The organism is Amycolatopsis sp. WGS_07, assembly GCF_045278895.1.
Lineage (GTDB): Bacteria > Actinomycetota > Actinomycetes > Mycobacteriales > Pseudonocardiaceae > Amycolatopsis.
In genome coordinates, this window is record NZ_CP136053.1 from 2,950,090 (window position 1) to 2,967,009 (window position 16,920).

Here is a 16,920-nt window from a genome sequence, read left to right on the forward strand (position 1 = left end):
GGACGCGCTCCGTGCGCACCACTCACCCCCGTCTCACTCGGTTGGCCGCACGGTCGGGCTGAAGTCGAACGACCGCCTACCGACCGGTCACCGACCGCTGAGCGCCGCCGATCGCACGCGGCGAGGCAACCCGGAGACCTCGCGTCTTTGCCCTGGTACTCAGTTCATGTACCGGTTTTCGCCGGTATGCAGGAACAGGTGCTTGAAGGAGGCGGACTCGTGGCGGCTACCCCACAGAACACCGAGCGCTCGACGGTCGCCGGCGGTGCGAAGCGCAGCCGGACGACGGCGAGCCGGGTGCTGCCGCCGATCGAGCTGCCCGCGAGCGTCGACGAGCTGGCGCGCAAGGCCGCGGCCCTGCTGGGCTGGAACGGCGTAGTGCTGCCCGCGACGACCCTGCTCGGCCGCAAGGTCAGCATCGTCGCGAAGCTTCGTACCGACGTGCACGCGGAGCGGATCGCGATGGGTGTCGGTCCCGTCGCCGATCGCGCCCTCGTCGACACCTGGACCTGGCCAGAGCTGGCCGCGACCGCACCCGCGCCGGCCGCCGAGATCATCGGCGTCCTCGCGGTCGCCCGGCACTGGCGGACCGCGATGGCCTCCGCGGTGCCCTTTTCGCGCTACGGCGAGGCCGCGATGGTGCTCCCATCGCCTGCCGTGCTGACCGATGACTACGTGACGAACTGCCTGCCGCGCGCCCGCGCCTACGGCCTCGCGGTCGTCACCGCCGACCCGTACGCCACGACCGACCTCGACCTCGACACCCACCACGACCGGGTGCTGCTGCAGGAGGACCCGGTTTCGCGCTGGGTCAACGAGATGGCCTACGACCTGCTGCTGCGCGAGGACTCCGACGCCCCCGTCCCGGCCGAGGCGGACTGAAAGCCCCGGCGTCGGCTTCCGCGCGGCGATAGAGTCGGGCCCATGCGAGTCGTCATTGCTGGCGGACACGGCCAGATCGCCCTGCACCTGGAAAAGCTGCTCGCGCAGCGGCACGACGCGCCGGTCGGCATCGTTCGCAACCCGGATCACGAACCGGACCTCACCGCGGCCGGTGCCGAGACCGTCGTGCTCGATCTCGAAAAGTCCGATGTGGACGCGGTCGCCAAGGCGCTCGAAGGCGCGGACGCCGCGGTGTTCTCCGCGGGCGCGGGCCCGGGCAGCGGCGAGGGCCGCAAGGACACCGTCGACCGCGGCGCGGCCGTGCTGTTCGCCGACGCCGCGCAGCGGGCGGGCGTGCGCCGGTTCATCCAGGTCGGTTCGATCAACGCGGACAAGGCCGACGACCCCGGCCACGACCCGGTTTTCGCCGCCTACCTGCGGGCCAAGCGCGCCGCCGAGGAAGACCTCAAGGCCCGCGACCTCGACTGGACGATCCTGCGCCCCGGCCGCCTCACCAACGCTTCCGGCACCGGCCGGGTGAGGATCGCGGAGAAGACCGGGACCGCGGAGATCCCGCGCGAGGACGTCGCCGCGGTGCTGCTGGCGCTGCTCGACACTCCGGCGACGGCCGGGCGCACGCTGGAGCTGGTCTCCGGCGAGGACTCCATCGCCGACGCGCTGTCCCGGATCTGATGCGCGACATCGCGGTTTTCAGCGGCAGCGCGCACCCCGAGCTGGCCGAGGAGATCTGCGCCAACCTCGGCGTTCCGCTGCTGCCAGTGGAAATCGACCGGTTCGCCAACGACTGCCTGCAGGTCCAGCTCCAGGCCAACTGCCGCGAGCGGGACGTCTTCCTGATCCAGCCGCTGGTCAAACCGGTGCAGGAACATCTGGTCGAGCTGCTGCTGATGCTCGACGCGGCTCGCGGCGCCTCGGCCGCACGCACCACCGTCGTGATGCCGCACTATTCGTACGCACGCTCGGACAAGAAGGACGCGCCGCGGATCTCCATCGGCGGCAGGCTGGTCGCGGACTTGATGGTCACCGCGGGCGCGAACCGGGTGCTCACCATGACGCTGCATTCGCCGCAGGTGCACGGGTTCTTCAGCGTGCCGGTCGACCACCTGCACGCGCTGCGCGAGCTGGCCCGGTACTTCCGGCAGTACGACCTCTCGGAAACCACGGTCGTGTCGCCGGATTTGGGCAATGCCAAGGAAGCCGCGCACTTCGCCCGGCTGCTCGGCACGAAGGTCGCGGCCGGGGCCAAACAGCGCTTCGCCGACGATCGGGTCGAGATCACGTCGGTGATCGGCGAGATCGCCGGCCGCGACATCATCGTGCTGGACGACGAGATCGCGCGCGGCAGCACGGTGCTGGAACTGCTGGACCGGCTGCGGGAGATGGGCGCGCGGTCGATCCGGGTGGCGTGCACGCACGGGCTGTTCGCCGACGGTGCTTTGAAACGGATCGGCGGCCAGGAGGACGTGCTGGAGATCGTCTGCACGAACACCGTGCCGGTGCCGGTCGAGGAACGCACGGAGAAGCTGCGGATTCTGTCCATCGCCCCGGCACTGGCCGAGGCGATGCGGCGAATCCACAATGGAGAGTCGGTCAGCTCGCTGTTCGAACCGAACTGATCACGCGGTGCCGAGTACCCGGTCGAGGTAGGTGTTGGCGAAGGTTCCGGCGGGGTCGCATTCCTTGCGGATGCGGAGGAAGTCGTCGAAGTGCGGGTAGCGGGTGCGTAGCACGGTGGCGTCGAGGTCGTGCATTTTGCCCCAGTGCGGTCGTCCGCCGACCTGGCCGGCGAGGTTCTCGAACGCGGCGAAGTATTCGCGGTAGGGCATGCCGAGGAACTGGTGGATCGCGATGTAGGCGGAGTCGCGGCCGTGGGCGGTGGACAGCCAGATGTCGTCGGCCGCGGCGACGCGCACCTCGACCGGGAACGCGACCGGGTCTTTCAGCCGCGGCACCAGTCCGCGCAGTTCGGCCAGCACGTCGAGCACGGATTCGCGCGGCACCGCGTACTCCGATTCCACGAACCGGACCCCGCGGTGGGTCACGAAAACCCGGTGCGACAGGTCGCTGTACTCGCGCGGCGAGGACACCTGCGAGGCGAACGAGCCGAGCGGCCGCACCAGCTTCGGCACCGCGCGGCCGAGCCGGCAGAGCCCGCCGAAGGCGACGTTCTCGGTGAGTTCGTAGTCGACGAACCGGCGCAGCCGCGACAGCGGTTTCCGCTCGGCGTGCAGCGGGAGGCGGTTGTTGCGTTTCACCAGGGCCTTGCTGCCGTAGGGGAACCAGTAGAACTCGAAGTGGTCGTTGTTCGCGGCGTTGTCGTCGAAGCCGTCGAGGACCTGCTCCAGCGGCTCCGGGCGTTCCTGCGCGGAGAGCGCGAAGGACGGTTCGCACTGCAGGGTCACGGTGGTGATCACGCCCAGCGCGCCCAGGCCGACGCGCGCGGCGTGGAACAGTTCCGGGCGCTCGCCAGCCGAGCAGCGGGCCACCGAACCGTCCGCGAGCACGAGTTCCAGCGCGACGACCTGCGTGGAGATCCCGCCGAAGCGCGCGCCGGTGCCGTGCGTGCCGGTGGAAATCGCGCCGGCGACGGTCTGCGCGTCGATGTCGCCCAGGTTCGTCATCGCGAGCCCGAGCGCGTCCAGCGCCGCGTTCAGGGCGCGCAGCGTGGTGCCGGAACGGACGGTGACCTGCTGCGTTTCCAGGTCGGCGCGTTCGATGCCGGTCCACCCGGTCAGGTCCAGCGCGTCGGAATCCGCGGCGGCGATCGCGGTGAACGAATGCCCGCTGCCCCACGCGCGCACCCGCCGCCCCGCCCCGGAAACCCCGGCCACGACCTCGGCGATCTCGGCCGCGCTGCGCGGCCGGTGCACCCGCTGCGGGCTGGCCTTGGCCGTACCGGCCCAGTTGCTCCACGTCATTGCGGCACCTGTTCTTCGCTGGAAGGTTCCCACGATAGATCCCGAAACCGTAAGTGAATAGTATTCGCGTTTCAAGCGTTGTTGTCGTACCGTGAGTGCGTGACCACCTCAGCGCACGGGTACGACCTCGCGACGAAGGACCTGGATCCGCCGCTCGCGATCGTCGACCTGGACGCCTTCGACGCCAACGCCGATGACCTGCTGCGCCGGGCCGCGGGCAAGCCGATCCGGGTGGTCAGCAAGTCCGTGCGCTGCCGCGCGCTGCTGGAACGAGCGCTCGCGCGCGACGGCTTCGAGGGCCTGATGTGCTACTCGCTCGCCGAGGCCGTTTGGCACGCTGAGCTGGGCACTTCCGACGACATCGTGGTCGCCTACCCGACCGCCGACCACGAGGCGCTGCGCCGGCTGGCCGGAAGCGAGCGCGCCCGCGCGGCGGTCACGATCATGGTCGATTCGACCGAACACCTCGACCTCGTCGACGCCGCGCTCGGCCACGGTCACCCGGACATCCGCGTGTGCCTGGAACTCGACGCGTCGTGGCGTCCGCTGCCTGGCGTTCACGTCGGCACGCGGCGCTCGCCGGTGTTCAAACCGGGGCAAGCGGCCGCGGTCGCTCGCCAGATCGTGGCGCGGCCGGGCTTTCAACTGGTTGGGATGATGGCGTACGAAGGCCAGATCGCCGGCCTCGGCGACGCCGCCGGGCGTGGCCTGCAAAACCGGGTGATCGGCTGGATGCAACGCCGTTCCGCGGCCGAGCTGGCTCGCCGCCGGAGCGCTGCGGTGCGTGCCGTGCGCGAGGTCGCCGATCTGGAGTTCGTCAACGGCGGCGGCACTGGAAGCATCGAAACGACCCGTGCGGAAGACGTGGTCACCGAGATCGCCGCCGGATCCGGTTTCCTCGCGCCGACGCTGTTCGACGGCTACTCGCACTTCCAACCGCGCCCGGCCGCGCTGTTCGCGCTGCCGGTGGTGCGTCGCCCGTCCAAGAACGTCGCGACGCTGTTTTCCGGCGGATACATCGCCTCCGGCCCCACCGGCCCGTCGCGCGAACCGTCGCCCTACCTGCCGGAAGGCCTGCGCCTGCTCGGTTTTGAAGGCGCTGGCGAGGTCCAGACACCGGTGACCGGCGAGGCCGCGCGCACCCTGAGGCTCGGCGACCGGGTCTGGCTGCGGCACGCGAAAGCCGGCGAACTGGCCGAACGCTTCCTGCAGTACCACCTCGTCCGCGGCAGCCAGGTCGAACGAACCGTCCCGACCTACCGCGGCGAGGGGCACAGCTTCGGCTGAGCGGTCTAGTCCCCGAATTTGCTTGCCAGATAACCCTTCACCACGTGCTTCGCCTCGGCGACGATCCGCTCGTCGCCGTTCGGATCGCGGCGGAAGGCGAGCTTCAGCAGCGCGTCGGCGGTCTCGTTGGCGATCGCGATGGCGAAGCGGAGTTCGTCGGCGGGCCGGTCGACGTGCCCGCGCAGGATTTCGACCAGCGAATCGGCGATGACCGAGTTGTTGTCGCGGTCGTCGGCCAGCAGCCGCACGTCGATGACGTCTCCGAAGTGGACCTTCGAGAACCCCGGGACCTCGCGGTGCATCCGCAGGTAGATGTCCAGCACCGAGTCGACGATGTTCCACCAGTGCTCGGGGCTCAGCTCCTGCAGCCGCTCGTTCACCGCGGCCACGAACCGTTCCAGGTTCCGCTGCGTCAGCGCCTGCACGACCGCGCGTTTGTCCGGGAAGAACTGGTACAGCGACCCGACCGCCACGCCCGCGCGTTTGGCGATGAGCGTGGTGGTGAGCGCGTCGTAGCCCAGTTCGTCAATGAGCACGGCGCTCGCGTCCAGCATCTGTTCCACGCGCCGGGCGCTGCGTTGCTGAACCGGCTTTCGCCGGAGCGGAGTGGGTTCAGCCTGGGTCTCGGCCACGTCGTTCCTCGGAGTCTCTCGCGAATCACTCATCTGATCTGGGACTTTAGCGTCCCCGGGGGCTTCCCCCGAGAAGAGTGACGACGTAGCATATGAGAAATTTTCACGTTCACCCTCGGGGGTGGCCGAAAGTTTGGGGTGCTCAGCGTGGACCATCCGACCTTCCCGCCCGGTTTCCTGTGGGGTGTCTCGACCTCGGCGTTCCAGATCGAGGGGGCGACGGCCGAAGGCGGCCGCGGACCGTCCATCTGGGACACATTCACCGCCACCGAAGGCAAAATCGCCCGGGGCGAGGACGCCAAGGTAGCGGCCGACCACTACCACCGCTACTCCGACGACATCGCACTGATGGCGGAACTCGGCGTCGGCGCGTACCGGATGTCGATCGCCTGGCCGCGGATCCAGCCGGACGGCACCGGCAAACCCAACGCGGAGGGCCTCGCCTTCTACGACAAGCTGATCGACGAGGTCTGCGCGGCCGGAATCGCACCGGCGATCACGCTGTACCACTGGGACACGCCGCAGGCGATCGAGGACGCCGGCGGCTGGCTGTCGCGCGACACCGCACTCCGCTTCGCAGATTACGCCACGATCGTGGGGGAGCATTTCGCCGATCGGGCGAAACTCTGGATCCCGCTCAACGAGCCGATGGTCATGTCGATCTACGGCTACGGCATCGGCGAGTACGCGCCCGGCCAGTTCCTGCTGCTCGACGCCCTCCCGACCGCGCATCACCAGAACCTCGCGCACGGCCTGGCCGTGCAAGCACTGCGCGCGGCGGGCGCGACCGGCATCGGCACCGCGAACAACCACTCGCCGATCTGGCCCGACCACGACACCCCCGCCGACCGCGAAGCCGCCGCCTGGCTCGACGCGCTGATCAACCGCACCTTCGCCGACCCGATGCTGCTCGGCAGTTACCCGGAACAGGTCCACCCGCACCTGCCGGACAACTTCGCCGACGACCTGGCCACGATCGCGCAGCCGCTCGACTTCTACGGCGTCAACTACTACGAACCCCAAGGCGTCACCGCGCCCGGCGAGGGCAACCCGCTGCCCTTCGAACTGCGCCCGATCGAGGGTTATCCCATGACCACCAACGATTCGCCGATCGCCCCGCAGGCGCTGCGCGAACTGCTGGTGTCCTTCCACGAGCGCTACCGCGAGCACCTGCCGCCCATCCAGATCACCGAAAACGGCTGCAGCTTCGCCGACGAACCGGCCGCCGACGGCACTGTTCCCGATCCCGAACGCGTCGACTTCCTCGCCAGCCACCTGCAGGCCCTGCGCGAGGCGATGGACGCCGGGGTGGACGTCCGCGGATACTTCGTCTGGTCGCTGCTGGACAACTTCGAATGGTCCAAGGGATACGCACCCCGATTCGGACTCGTCCACGTGGATTACGAGACGCAGCGCCGCACGCCCAAGGATTCCTTCGCCTGGTACCGGAAACTGGTTCGCCATGAGTGACACCGCCGCCGCTGTCCCGGAGGTCTTCGCCGAACCGGTCAAACGCGTCCGCGCCGGGTGGATGACGCTGCTGACGCTCGCGAACATCGCGCTGTGGCTGGGGATTTACGCCCCGATCCAGGTTTTGCTTCCCCAGCAGGCCGAACTGCTCGACGCCGCGAACAAGGAAACCGTGTTCGGCGTCGTGACCGGCATCGGCGCGGCGGTCGCGCTGGTCGCGAACCCGGCGATCGGCCTGCTCTCGGACCGCACCTGCTCGCGTTTTGGCCGACGGCATCCGTGGACCGTCGCGGGCGGCGCGATCGGCGCGGCCGGGCTGCTGGTGCTGGCCGAGGCCCCGAACGTCGTCGTGATGACGATCGGCTGGTGTCTCGTGCAGGCCGGGCTCAACGGCATGCTCGCGACGCTGATGTCCGGCATCGCCGACCGGGTCCCGGTCGGCCAGCGCGCGCAGGTCGGCGGGCTGGTCGGCATCGCGCAGATGCTCGGCACCGTGCTGGGCGCGGTGGTGGTCGTGGTGATGCTCGACCTCGCCGGACTCCCGCTCGGCTACGCGGCCTGCGCGGCGATCGTGCTCGCCGGCACCGCCGCGTTCGTGCTGCGCACCCCGGACGCCCGGCTTCCACTGGAGTTCCGCCCCAGCGGCCGGATCCGCGAAATCCTCGCCGACCTGTGGGTCTCGCCGCGCCGGCATCCGGACTTCGCGTGGGCCTGGGGCTGCCACTTCATGATCAACCTCGGCAACGCGTTCGGGACCCTCTACCTGCTGTTCTTCCTCAAGGACGCGGTGCATTACCCCGATCCGGACAACGGGCTCCTGATCATGATGGGCCTGTACGGCGTGGCGCTGGTGATCGGCGCGGTGCTGGCCGGGCACTTCTCGGACAAGTCCGGCAAACGCAAGCCCTACGTCCTCGGCTCGGCCGCGATCATGGCCCTGGCCGCGTTGCTGCTGGTGATCTGGCAGAGCTGGCCGGTGGCCTTGGTGGCGTCGCCGTTGCTGGGCGTCGGGTTCGGGACGTACATGGCGGTCGCGCTGGCGATGCTGACCCAGGTGCTGCCCGCGGCGCAGAACCGGGCGAAGGACCTCGGCGTGGTCAACATCGCGAACTCGCTGCCGCAGGTGGTCGCGCCGCTGCTCACGACGTTGATCCTGCACTGGCTGGGCGGGTATCCGGGCCTGTTCGCGGCCTCCGCGGCGGCGACGCTCGTGGCCGGGGTTTTGGTGACCCGAGTGCGGTCGGTGGGTTAGCGCTTGCGTTTGAGCGCGCTCACAGGCTTAGCGTCTTCGGCATGGAGAAGGAAGACGCGCTGAGCGAGGCCCTGCGGCTGGCGGTGGACCCGCCGGGCGGGGTGTCGGTCGAGGCGTTGCGGGAGCTGGCCCGGGATGACGACGCGAACGAGTGGGACATCGCCACGACCGCGGAGCATCTCGGGCTGAATCCGCATACGTTGCGGTATTACGAGCGGATCGGACTGGTCGAGGTCGGCCGCGACAGCGCCGGGCATCGGGTTTACGACGCCGCGGCGGTCCGCCGTCTCGTGTTTCTGATGCGCATGCGCACGTCCGGAATGTCGATCAGCGATTTGCGGCGGTATATCGAGCTGGTCGATTCCGGTGCGGAAAGTGTGCCGGAGCGGGTGGAGATTCTGCTCGAACATCGGGACACCTTGCGGGCGCAGATCGCTCAGCTTCAGCTTTCTCTCGCTGCTACCGAGTACAAGATCGCTACTTATCGGGAAGGACCCCTGCCGTGAGCCAGTTTGACATCGACAGCCCGGAGAATGTTGCCCGGCGTAAGCATGGGCTTGAGGTGCTGTCCCGGATCGACGGGGAGGCAGGGGAGGCGGTTATCGAGTCTCTTGCGGATATTTCCCCTGCGCTGGGGCATCATGTGGCGGCGTTTTCGTTTGGGGATATTTATGACCGGCCGGGGCTCGATCCGCGTAGCCGGCAGTTGGTGACGTTGGGGATGTTGACTGCGCTCGGGGGGTGTGAGCCGCAGTTGAAGGTGCATATCGGGGCTGCGTTGAATGTCGGGATCAGCCGAGATGAGGTTGTCGAGGCGCTTTTGCATGCGGCGGTTTATGTCGGGTTTCCGCGGGCGTTGAACGCTACGTTTGTTGCTCGGGAGGTGTTTGCTGAGCGGGATGCTGCGGTTTAAAGAAAGTGGTGGCGTGGGGCACCCCGAAGCCCAAGTGTGCTGACGCTCGGCGGGTGTTTGTCAAGGCGGGAAAGATGCCTTGACAAACACCCGCCGAGCGCAGGGCGGCTTCGTATCGGGGTGCGGGGGTGGGCTGGGTGCCTCGATGGGTGGGTGCATCGGTGGCGGTTTTGGTCCGTGAAGGACTCCTTGAGGGAATCTGAGTCCGTCAGGGGTCCCCTCACAGACGACAAAACCCGTCGCTCGCGCTGGTCCTGGCAGGAGTCGCGTCGACCGTGCCGTCCCGGGGCATGGAATCCAAGTCCCGTGAGGGGCCACTCTCGTCCGAAACTTCAGCCGCAAAAAGCCGTGAGGGGAACCCTCACGGCCTCGGAAGTGGAACCGCGGGCCGGTGCCGGTCGGGGGAGGGGAGTGCAACGGCACCGGCCCGCGGAGTTCTGGGTCGCGACCGGCTGGGGAGCCGGTGCGATGATCTTCAACCTAGCGTCCGATTACTGCGTTCGCTAGGTGTTCTGCGGGACATTTTTCGATTAATCGCGTTACGAGAGCTGGGGTGGCCGAGGGCGGTCCGTCTCGCTCGGGGGGACGGACGGACCAACCCTCGGCCGGGCGAGGGTGCCGGCGAACCTGTCCGGATGGGGCGTCCGGGAACGGTCGCTCGCTCGCCAGTCGGGGGGTCGGGAGTGGTGCTCCGCCCGGAAACACCACTCCCGAGGGGCTAGGCGGTGACCGGACGCGGTTTCACCAGTGCGTGCCTGCCGGTGGTCTCCGCGGGGGATTCGGCTCGCCGGTTCTGGCCGGGGACGGCGGGCACGGCGCGGCGGCGGGTGGAGCGGTGGCCGGCCGCGGACAGGGCCTGCGGGGCCAGACCGCCGGCGACCAGGTGTTCGTGCGCCACCTGCCACACCGAGCACGGGGCCTTGCAGCGGTGCCAGCGGGTCGAGCAGGTGGGGCAGTCGCCGCGCTCGTCGGGCTCGTGGGCCTGCAGCATCGCTCGCCAGCCCTCGGCGAGCCGGGGCAGTTCCGAGCGGGCGACCGAGACCAGCGACGGGGCGTCGGCGCGTTCCGCCAGGTCGGACAGCATGTCGAGGCGCTCCCACACCGCGTTGCGGAGAACCTGACCGAGAACCTGATCCATGGAGAAACTCACCGTCACCTTTCCGCCATAGTGGCGGCTTCGTTGAGCGCGGCCCGGAGCTGGCCGAGCTGTCCGGACGTGAGCCGGGCGGTCTCGCCAGGGGGCGATACCACCACTACCTCGTCGTCCTCGACGAACACCGTCACGGCGCGCTCGCGGCTGATGAGATCTCCGCATTGCACGCGCCACACGACCTGGCCGCCCTCGAAATGCCGCACGCCCGCGGTACGCGGGTCGGCGGACACCGAGGCGGCGACGGCGGAAGCGACAGTAGGCGGCACCGGACGTGCCGTGGCGATTCCCGGTGCGGCTGGCCGAACGGACCGCACCGCGGTCCCGGCTTGTCCTCCACCGAGCGAATCCACGAACTCCACTGTCCCTCCACGCTTTGTCGTCCCGGGCGGCGCATCTTGCGGGATGCACCTGTCCCGGCAGATCTGTGTCGTCGGGTCCATCGCTCTCCGTGATCGCTGCGGGTGTCCGGGCGGTGACGGAGATCTGGCAACTACAGTGAAGTGAAACCGGGTGCGAGAGAAGGTCGAAACCGCGTCATAGCGGTGACCGGACCGCGTTCCACGGTAAGCGGTCAGCGGAGTTCGGCCCTGCCGATCAACCCCGCTGGTCGCGCGTTTCACAAGGTTCTCGCGTGTGCTTAGGGTGCTGATCAGACGCCCACGAGACGGTGAGGGGGCGCAGTGGCAATGGATGCCAGTGCTGGCAGTGGTTCCGGAGTCTCTCACGCAGACGCCCGGTCAGGCAGTCCGGTTCCGGCCGACGCCTGGGAACAGCCCGAGATGCGGGAGGCGCTCGCCGCCCGCGAGGTCAGCGCCGTGTACCGGCTGTTGCGCAAACACGGAGTATCGCAGCGCCAGATCGCCGCGATGACCGGCCAGTCGCAGTCCGAGGTGTCGGAGATCCTCAAGGGTCGCCAGGTCATGGCCTACGACGTGCTCACGAGAATCGCCGACGGCCTGGGTGTCCCCCGTGGATACATGGGTCTCGCTTACGACGAGACCACGGCGATACGGGTCGTCGGCGCGTCCGACGGCCGGCAGGCTGAGGAGGACGAGTCCGTGAAGCGACGGAGGTTCCTCGCGCACGCCGCCCAGGTCACGATGGGTGCGGCGGTGTTCGGTCCGGAATCCGGCACGTGGTCGGAGGCGCCCGCGCGCACTCCCGCCCCCGGGCGCATCGGGACGACCGACGTGCGCCAGGTCGAGGCGGCGACCAGAGCGTTGCGCGCGCTCGATTACCAGTACGGCGGCGGATTCTGCCGCGACGCGGTCGTCGCGCAGCTGTCCTGGGGACAGCAGATGCTCGACTCCAGTGCGGCCGATCCGGTGAAACAGCGGCTGTTCACCGCGATCGCCGACCTGCACAGCCTCGCCGGGTGGACGTCGTTCGACACCGGTCTCATGGACTCCGCCCGCGGCCATTTCGCGCAGGCGCTCGACCTGGCCAAACAGGGCGGCGACCACCATCTGGTGGCGAACGTGCTCTACCGGATGGGCCGGGTCTACCTGCACCAGGACGCCGCGAACGACGCGCTGAAACTGTTCCAGCTCGGCCAGATCGCCGCGCAGGAATCCGGTTCCGAGCTGGCCGTCGCCGTGCTCTGCGCCAACGAGGCGTGGGCCTACGCGATGATGGGCAACGAGGAACAATCGGTGAAGCTGCTCGGCCGGTGCAAGGACGAATTCGCGCGCGCCGACCTGGCCAAGGCCGAATCGTGGGTCAAATTCTTCAACGAGACCGACGTCTACGCGATGACCGGCACCGTGCACACCGTGCTGGCGATGAAGAACCCCGAGCACACGAAGTACGCGATCCCGGCGCTGAGCCGCGCGGTCGACGCCTACACCGACGACATGGCGCGCAGCAAGGCGTTCATGCTCAGCGCGCTCGCCACGAACCACCTGCTCGAGGGCGATATCGACCACGGCGTGAAGATCGGCGGCAAGGCCATCGAATGCGCGGAAAGCATCAAATCCGCGCGGGTCAAGGACCGGATGCGGCCGCTGCAGGCGGAGGCCGAGCGGCGGAGCAACAACCCGGACGCCCGTGACCTCGCCGACCGGCTCAAGATTTTCTACGCGGCCTGAGCCGACCGGATCCGCCTTGCCCGAAGGCAGGTTCACCCTTGCGAAACTGCACCGGGTGCTGGTCGCCACGTGCGCTCGGCTCGGCCTCGATCCGGCGGGCGCGCGCCTGCTGCGATTCACCAACAACGCGGTTTTCGCGCTGAACGGCGCACCGGTCGTCGTCCGGATCGTCGGCTCCACCAAACTGCGTCACCGCGTCGGCACGGTCGTGCGCGTCGCCGAGCATTTCGCCCGGCACGACGTGCCCGCGGTCCGGCTGCTTTCCGGGGTCGAGCAACCGCTTGACGTGCAAGGACATCTGGTGACGGTGTGGGATCTGGTCCCGCTGTCCGGACCCGCGCCGACGCCTGCCGACCTGGCCGGTTTGCTGCGCCGGGTGCACGCGCTGCCGCCGCCGGACGGGCTGCCCGCGTGGGAACCGCTGCGTTCGGTCGAGGCGAGGGTGGCCGACGCGGAGGAACTTTCCGACGACGACCAGCGGTTCCTGCTGGAGCGCTGCGCCGAGGTGCAAGACCGGCTCGACACCCTGGATTTCCCGCTGGCCAGGGGATTCGTGCACGGCGACGCGCATCCGGGGAACGTGCTGCCCGGCCCAGACGGCCCGGTGCTGTGCGATTTCGATTCCTCGTGCGTCGGTCCGCCGGAATGGGATCTGACGCCGCTGGCCGTCGGCCGCGAACGGTTCGGTGACCCGCCTGCCCGATATGCGGAGTTCGCGTCGGCTTACGGTTTCGATGTGACCGCGTGGCCAGGGTTTTCGGTGCTCCGGGCGGTGCGGGAGCTGAAGCTGACGACCAGCGTGCTGCCGATTCTGCGCAGTCATCCGCCGGTACGAGCCGAATTGCGCCGCCGGTTAGCGGACCTGCGTGCCGGGCGGACGGCCACCGCCTGGACGAGATACCGCTGAACGGCATTCTGCACGTGCATTCGCCGACTGCAGATGACCGTTCGCCGCTTTCCCGTCGATGGCTGATGTCGTATCGCTGCGCAGCGATAATTCGGTCCGGCGGGTCGCCCTACTTAGCGTAGTGCTAGTCCCATTGTGCAAGTTGCGGCTACCCGCCGTCACTTCGGCCGGTCAGGACACCGCGACCGGGGCTCGGGTCAGCACCACGGCGAACCCGAAAGCCAGCCCCATCACGGTCAGTTCCAGCGTGGCCCACGACGCGAGCGCCGTCCGCTGATGCCGAACGATGCGCGGCATCAGCCGCCACCGCAAGTTGGCGGCCAGCAGCGCGATCGCGCCGGTGCACAGCACCTTTAGCACCATCAGCTGGCCATACGGCGTGGTGAAGACGCCCGCCCAGAAGCCGATCGTCGGGTTGGCCAGGATTTCCACGATGCCGTTGAACAGACCGGTCACCGCGGAGAGCAGCAGGCAGAGCGTCGCCAGTTTCGAGAACCGCGGCAGCGCGTGCGCGAGCAGCGTCCGGTTGGCGGCGAGCAGCACGATCATCGCGCCGAGCCCGCCGCACCAGGCGACCGCGCTCATCACGTGCAGCTCCATCGAGATCATCGTGTAGTCGTGATAGGCCCAGTTCGACGCGTGGCCGGTGACCGGCAGCGGCAGCAGCGCGAACATGCCAAGGCCCACCCGCACTTCGGCGGGCACCTTCTCGCCCTTGCGCAGCGCGACGAAGCCGAGCGCGGCGTGCAGCAGCGCGAGCACCGCGACGATCACCAGCGCCTTGCCCGCGCCGACGTCGGCGATGTAGCTGCCGATGTCGCCCGCGGTCAGCATCTTGTTGCCCGGCTTGTACTCCGCCGTCTGCAGGATCAGCGCGATCACCGCGGTCGCCGCCCAGATCAGCGCGGCGGCGACGGCGGCGGGCCGAGCCCGGCGCATGACCGGCTCGGTGAGCTTCGGCCGGTCGTAGCCGACCAGTACGGACAACAGGGCCAGCCCGATCGTCGCGACCGCCGCCAGATCCAGCAGCACGCGCACGATCGGGATGGCCGCCGAGACCACCTCGCTGGGTTCCACCACGCCCGGAATGGGCGAGGACGCGGTGAGCGCGATGCCGATCAGCGCGCCCAGCAGCCCCGCGACGACCACGCAGGCGAGCGTGGCCCAGCGGACCGCGGAGGTGGTCTCGGCTCGCGTCACTGGTCCGCCTTGTCCGATCCGGGGTCGCGGCCGGTGCGCAGCGCGACGGTGAGGCCGATCGCGAGCAGCACCACCGCACCGGCGATCCACACCCAGATCGGCACCCCGCTCGACGACGAGGACTCCGCCGGAGCGGCCTGGGCCGGAGCCCCGGCCGCCTTGGCCGCGTCGCCCTTGGCCGGGGTGCCGGTGCCCGCGGTGGTGAGGGTGAACGGGATCTCGCCGGACACCGGGTGGCCGTCGGCGGAGAGGACCCGGTAGCCGACGGTGTACTTGCCCGCCGGGCCGAGCGGCCGCAGCGGCGCGCTGAGCACGTTGTTCTCCACCGTCACCGGACCCTCGGCCCACTGGCTGCCGTCCGGTCCGGTGACCGCGATCTGGTTGACGTCGGCGTTCTGCACGTACTGGTCGAACGTGAGCGTGACCTTCGCCGGGCCCTTGGCGAGCGACGCGCCATTGGCCGGGTCGGAGTTGATCAGTACGTTGTGCGCCAGCGCCGGGGTGGCCGTGCCGAGCAGGGCCACCCCGGAAATCGCCAGCGCGAGAAGCGCTTTACGCATTACTTGGTTCCTTCGGTCTTTCCTGCGGCTGGGCGGCGGGAGCGCAGCACCGCGCCCGCGCCGACGCCGAGCCCGAGCGCGCCGACCACGAGGCCGGCCCCGCCGAGCCAGCGCGCTGTGCTGTCGGACGACGACGACGCGGCTTCAGCGTTCTCTCCGGCGGCTGTGGTCTGCGTGTGGCCGCCGTGCTCCGAGGATTCGGCGGCGGCGAGCTTGATGGTCGGGGCCGGGTGCTCCGGCTCCTCGCCGCTGGGCGGGGTGGGCTGGTTCCAGTCCACCACCTTGCCACCCTCGTAAGTCTGGATGGCCGGGAACTCCAGCTGGTCGACATTGGACGGCAGCGGGCCGCCGCTGATCTGGAACTCCTGGAATTCGGTGGCGCCGATCTTCGTGCCCGGCTGCGCGGTCCAGACGACCTTCGTGACCGCCTCGGTGATCTTGGTGCCGGACGCGGTGGTCACCGGCTGCGGCAGCTTCGACTTGGTGACCTCGGCGGTCCAGCCGGGGATCGGCTTGGTGCGGATGTTGCCGATGCCGTAGTCCGGTTTGACGTCGATCTCGACCTTGACGGTGCCGAGCTTCGCGTCCTCGTTGGGAACACGGAAGAAGATCGTGCCGTAGCCGCCCTTGGCCGGCTGTTCGCCGTAGACGTTGGCGGTCACGTGCGCGGAGGCGATACCGGCACCGAGCAGACCGGTGGCGGCGACGGTCGCGGCGAGCACGCCGGCGCGACGGAAGACATGGTGGGACACAACTGCTCCTGAACAGGGAAGGGCCGACGGAGGGCGAAGCCTGCGCCGGAAAAGGGGGAAGGGGTGGTCGTGAGCGGCAATCACGGTTAGAACCGGGATTAACACTCACGAGGGGTTCAGGAGCCCCCTCGGCGGCCCACGCCGCCCACGCACGCGCCGCAACTCAACGCTCAGCAACGGCACCACCCGCACCGCACGAGGCCGCGCGACTCCACCCGCCGCCGCGGGCACCGGCAACGGCCGAACCAGCAGCGGAAGGATCACCCGCACCACGTGCAGCACCGCGAGCAGCATCGCGTCCGCCCGCGCCAGCACGAGCGCGGTGAGCAGGGTCGCGACGGCGTGCGCCGCGGTCATCGCCCAGCCGTCCGACGGAGCCGCCCCGCTCGGGTCGTGTCCGCCGAGCGTCGTCAGCACCAGGTGCATCACGAGCTGCCCGCCGCCGAGCACCGCGACCGTGCCGAGCGGTCCGCGGGCACGGCCGGCGAGCGCGGTGGCGGTCCAGCCGAGCAGGCCGGTCAGCAGAAGAGTGAGCGCCGGATCCGGCAGCCCGCCGTCGGCGGCCGCGTGCGCGGTGACGGCGAGTGACGCCGAACTCAGAGCGAGCAATCCGCCACGGACAGCGGCGAGTGCGCCGCGGTGCCGGGCTGGAGTGCTCATTCGGGCAGCTTAACGGCACTCCGGTGGGTGACTGAAGCGTCTCGAATGGTGAGCTTCGACGGAAAACGCACAGGTAGGCGGGTCTCGATCCGGTAAAAACCGCTCGGTCGAGCCCGGCGCTTCGGTTGCCGACCCCTGGCTGATGCGAAACGGTGGGTAATCACAACCGAGAAGTGGGGGTTTCGACCGTATCCGTTCCGGGTAGTCACCCTGCCGATTGTTGGGC

At 69.2% G+C, this 16,920-nt stretch carries 18 protein-coding genes; 10 read left to right on the forward strand and 8 right to left on the reverse strand.

Annotation, left to right across the window (positions count from 1 at the left end):
* Window positions 1–219: 219 nt before the first annotated feature.
* Genes RPX00_RS13845 through RPX00_RS13855 form a run of 3 tightly spaced genes read left to right on the forward strand, consistent with a single transcriptional unit; the run spans window position 220 to window position 2,519 of the window.
* Entirely contained in the window at window positions 220–882 is a 663-nt protein-coding gene (locus RPX00_RS13845; RefSeq protein ID WP_406639923.1) for a hypothetical protein, read from the forward strand.
* Between the two features lie 42 nt (window positions 883–924).
* A complete protein-coding gene (locus RPX00_RS13850; protein WP_406639924.1) occupies window positions 925–1,575 on the forward strand; it encodes an SDR family oxidoreductase in 651 nt (216 codons plus the stop codon).
* Window positions 1,575–2,519 (forward strand): ribose-phosphate diphosphokinase, encoded by a 945-nt coding sequence (locus RPX00_RS13855; protein ID WP_406639925.1) that lies wholly within the window; start codon window positions 1,575–1,577, stop codon window positions 2,517–2,519. The genes RPX00_RS13850 and RPX00_RS13855 overlap by 1 nt, the downstream gene beginning before the upstream one ends.
* Here RPX00_RS13855 and RPX00_RS13860 read toward each other — a convergent pair whose 3' ends face one another.
* Window positions 2,520–3,821 carry a D-arabinono-1,4-lactone oxidase gene (locus RPX00_RS13860; RefSeq protein ID WP_406639926.1) on the reverse strand — a complete coding sequence of 434 codons (1,302 nt, stop codon included), beginning with the start codon at window positions 3,819–3,821 and terminating at the stop codon, window positions 2,520–2,522.
* Between the two features lie 99 nt (window positions 3,822–3,920).
* Between RPX00_RS13860 and RPX00_RS13865 the strand changes: the two genes are divergently transcribed.
* Window positions 3,921–5,108: an amino acid deaminase/aldolase gene (locus RPX00_RS13865; RefSeq protein ID WP_406639927.1), complete on the forward strand. Its 1,188-nt coding sequence runs from the start codon at window positions 3,921–3,923 to the stop codon at window positions 5,106–5,108.
* A 5-nt stretch (window positions 5,109–5,113) separates the two neighbouring features.
* Here the strand turns inward: RPX00_RS13865 and RPX00_RS13870 are convergent, their stop codons facing one another.
* Window positions 5,114–5,773 carry a TetR/AcrR family transcriptional regulator gene (locus RPX00_RS13870; RefSeq protein ID WP_378308808.1) on the reverse strand — a complete coding sequence of 220 codons (660 nt, stop codon included), beginning with the start codon at window positions 5,771–5,773 and terminating at the stop codon, window positions 5,114–5,116.
* A 114-nt stretch (window positions 5,774–5,887) separates the two neighbouring features.
* On the opposite strand from RPX00_RS13870, the gene RPX00_RS13875 reads away from it, so the two are divergent.
* The 4 genes from RPX00_RS13875 to RPX00_RS13890 are packed head-to-tail and all read left to right on the forward strand — an operon-like array spanning window position 5,888 to window position 9,375.
* Window positions 5,888–7,210 (forward strand): GH1 family beta-glucosidase, encoded by a 1,323-nt coding sequence (locus RPX00_RS13875; RefSeq protein ID WP_406639928.1) that lies wholly within the window; start codon window positions 5,888–5,890, stop codon window positions 7,208–7,210.
* Window positions 7,203–8,462 carry an MFS transporter gene (locus tag RPX00_RS13880; protein ID WP_406639929.1) on the forward strand — a complete coding sequence of 420 codons (1,260 nt, stop codon included), beginning with the start codon at window positions 7,203–7,205 and terminating at the stop codon, window positions 8,460–8,462. The genes RPX00_RS13875 and RPX00_RS13880 overlap by 8 nt, the downstream gene beginning before the upstream one ends.
* Window positions 8,463–8,503: 41 nt before the next feature.
* Window positions 8,504–8,968, forward strand: coding sequence for a MerR family transcriptional regulator (locus tag RPX00_RS13885; RefSeq protein WP_406639930.1), 465 nt, complete (start codon window positions 8,504–8,506; stop codon window positions 8,966–8,968).
* A complete protein-coding gene (locus RPX00_RS13890) occupies window positions 8,965–9,375 on the forward strand; it encodes a carboxymuconolactone decarboxylase family protein (RefSeq protein ID WP_406639931.1) in 411 nt (136 codons plus the stop codon). Before RPX00_RS13885 ends, RPX00_RS13890 begins: the two co-directional genes overlap by 4 nt.
* 718 nt (window positions 9,376–10,093) lie before the next feature.
* Here RPX00_RS13890 and RPX00_RS13895 read toward each other — a convergent pair.
* Together RPX00_RS13895 and RPX00_RS13900 are read right to left on the reverse strand one after the other, a co-directional pair.
* Entirely contained in the window at window positions 10,094–10,513 is a 420-nt protein-coding gene (locus RPX00_RS13895; RefSeq protein WP_406639932.1) for a hypothetical protein, read from the reverse strand.
* A gap of 14 nt (window positions 10,514–10,527) precedes the next feature.
* The gene (locus RPX00_RS13900) at window positions 10,528–10,887 is read right to left on the reverse strand and encodes a hypothetical protein (RefSeq protein ID WP_116205318.1); all 360 of its coding nucleotides are present in this window, start codon (window positions 10,885–10,887) and stop codon (window positions 10,528–10,530) included.
* A 420-nt stretch (window positions 10,888–11,307) separates the two neighbouring features.
* On the opposite strand from RPX00_RS13900, the gene RPX00_RS13905 reads away from it, so the two are divergent.
* Window positions 11,308–12,615: a tetratricopeptide repeat protein gene (locus tag RPX00_RS13905; protein WP_406639933.1), complete on the forward strand. Its 1,308-nt coding sequence runs from the start codon at window positions 11,308–11,310 to the stop codon at window positions 12,613–12,615.
* A 16-nt stretch (window positions 12,616–12,631) separates the two neighbouring features.
* A complete protein-coding gene (locus tag RPX00_RS13910; protein ID WP_406639934.1) occupies window positions 12,632–13,522 on the forward strand; it encodes a phosphotransferase family protein in 891 nt (296 codons plus the stop codon).
* 171 nt (window positions 13,523–13,693) lie between these two features.
* On the opposite strand, the gene RPX00_RS13915 is transcribed toward RPX00_RS13910, so the two are convergent.
* The 4 genes from RPX00_RS13915 to RPX00_RS13930 all read right to left on the reverse strand — a co-directional run bounded on the left by RPX00_RS13915 (window position 13,694) and on the right by RPX00_RS13930 (window position 16,694).
* Window positions 13,694–14,722, reverse strand: coding sequence for a copper resistance D family protein (locus RPX00_RS13915; protein WP_406639935.1), 1,029 nt, complete (start codon window positions 14,720–14,722; stop codon window positions 13,694–13,696).
* Complete coding sequence (locus RPX00_RS13920) at window positions 14,719–15,282, reverse strand: copper resistance protein CopC (protein WP_406639936.1); 564 nt, start codon at window positions 15,280–15,282, stop codon at window positions 14,719–14,721. Before RPX00_RS13920 ends, RPX00_RS13915 begins: the two co-directional genes overlap by 4 nt.
* Complete coding sequence (locus RPX00_RS13925; RefSeq protein WP_406639937.1) at window positions 15,282–16,034, reverse strand: YcnI family protein; 753 nt, start codon at window positions 16,032–16,034, stop codon at window positions 15,282–15,284. Before RPX00_RS13925 ends, RPX00_RS13920 begins: the two co-directional genes overlap by 1 nt.
* 105 nt (window positions 16,035–16,139) lie before the next feature.
* On the reverse strand, window positions 16,140–16,694 hold the full coding sequence (locus RPX00_RS13930) for a hypothetical protein (protein ID WP_406639938.1): 555 nt from the start codon (window positions 16,692–16,694) through the stop codon (window positions 16,140–16,142).
* Window positions 16,695–16,920: the final 226 nt, after the last annotated feature.

What these genes read in the sequence shown, in the direction of transcription:
- RPX00_RS13850 (WP_406639924.1), top strand. Translation starts at nt 925, where the DNA reads ATGCGAGTCGTCATTGCTGGCGGACACGGCCAGATCGCCCTGCACCTG.
- RPX00_RS13855 (WP_406639925.1), top strand. Translation starts at nt 1,575, where the DNA reads ATGCGCGACATCGCGGTTTTCAGCGGCAGCGCGCACCCCGAGCTGGCC.
- RPX00_RS13860 (WP_406639926.1), bottom strand. Translation starts at nt 3,821, where the DNA reads ATGACGTGGAGCAACTGGGCCGGTACGGCCAAGGCCAGCCCGCAGCGG.
- RPX00_RS13870 (WP_378308808.1), bottom strand. Translation starts at nt 5,773, where the DNA reads ATGAGTGATTCGCGAGAGACTCCGAGGAACGACGTGGCCGAGACCCAG.
- RPX00_RS13880 (WP_406639929.1), top strand. Translation starts at nt 7,203, where the DNA reads ATGAGTGACACCGCCGCCGCTGTCCCGGAGGTCTTCGCCGAACCGGTC.
- RPX00_RS13885 (WP_406639930.1), top strand. Translation starts at nt 8,504, where the DNA reads ATGGAGAAGGAAGACGCGCTGAGCGAGGCCCTGCGGCTGGCGGTGGAC.
- RPX00_RS13895 (WP_406639932.1), bottom strand. Translation starts at nt 10,513, where the DNA reads ATGGATCAGGTTCTCGGTCAGGTTCTCCGCAACGCGGTGTGGGAGCGC.
- RPX00_RS13905 (WP_406639933.1), top strand. Translation starts at nt 11,308, where the DNA reads ATGCGGGAGGCGCTCGCCGCCCGCGAGGTCAGCGCCGTGTACCGGCTG.
- RPX00_RS13920 (WP_406639936.1), bottom strand. Translation starts at nt 15,282, where the DNA reads ATGCGTAAAGCGCTTCTCGCGCTGGCGATTTCCGGGGTGGCCCTGCTC.
- RPX00_RS13930 (WP_406639938.1), bottom strand. Translation starts at nt 16,694, where the DNA reads ATGAGCACTCCAGCCCGGCACCGCGGCGCACTCGCCGCTGTCCGTGGC.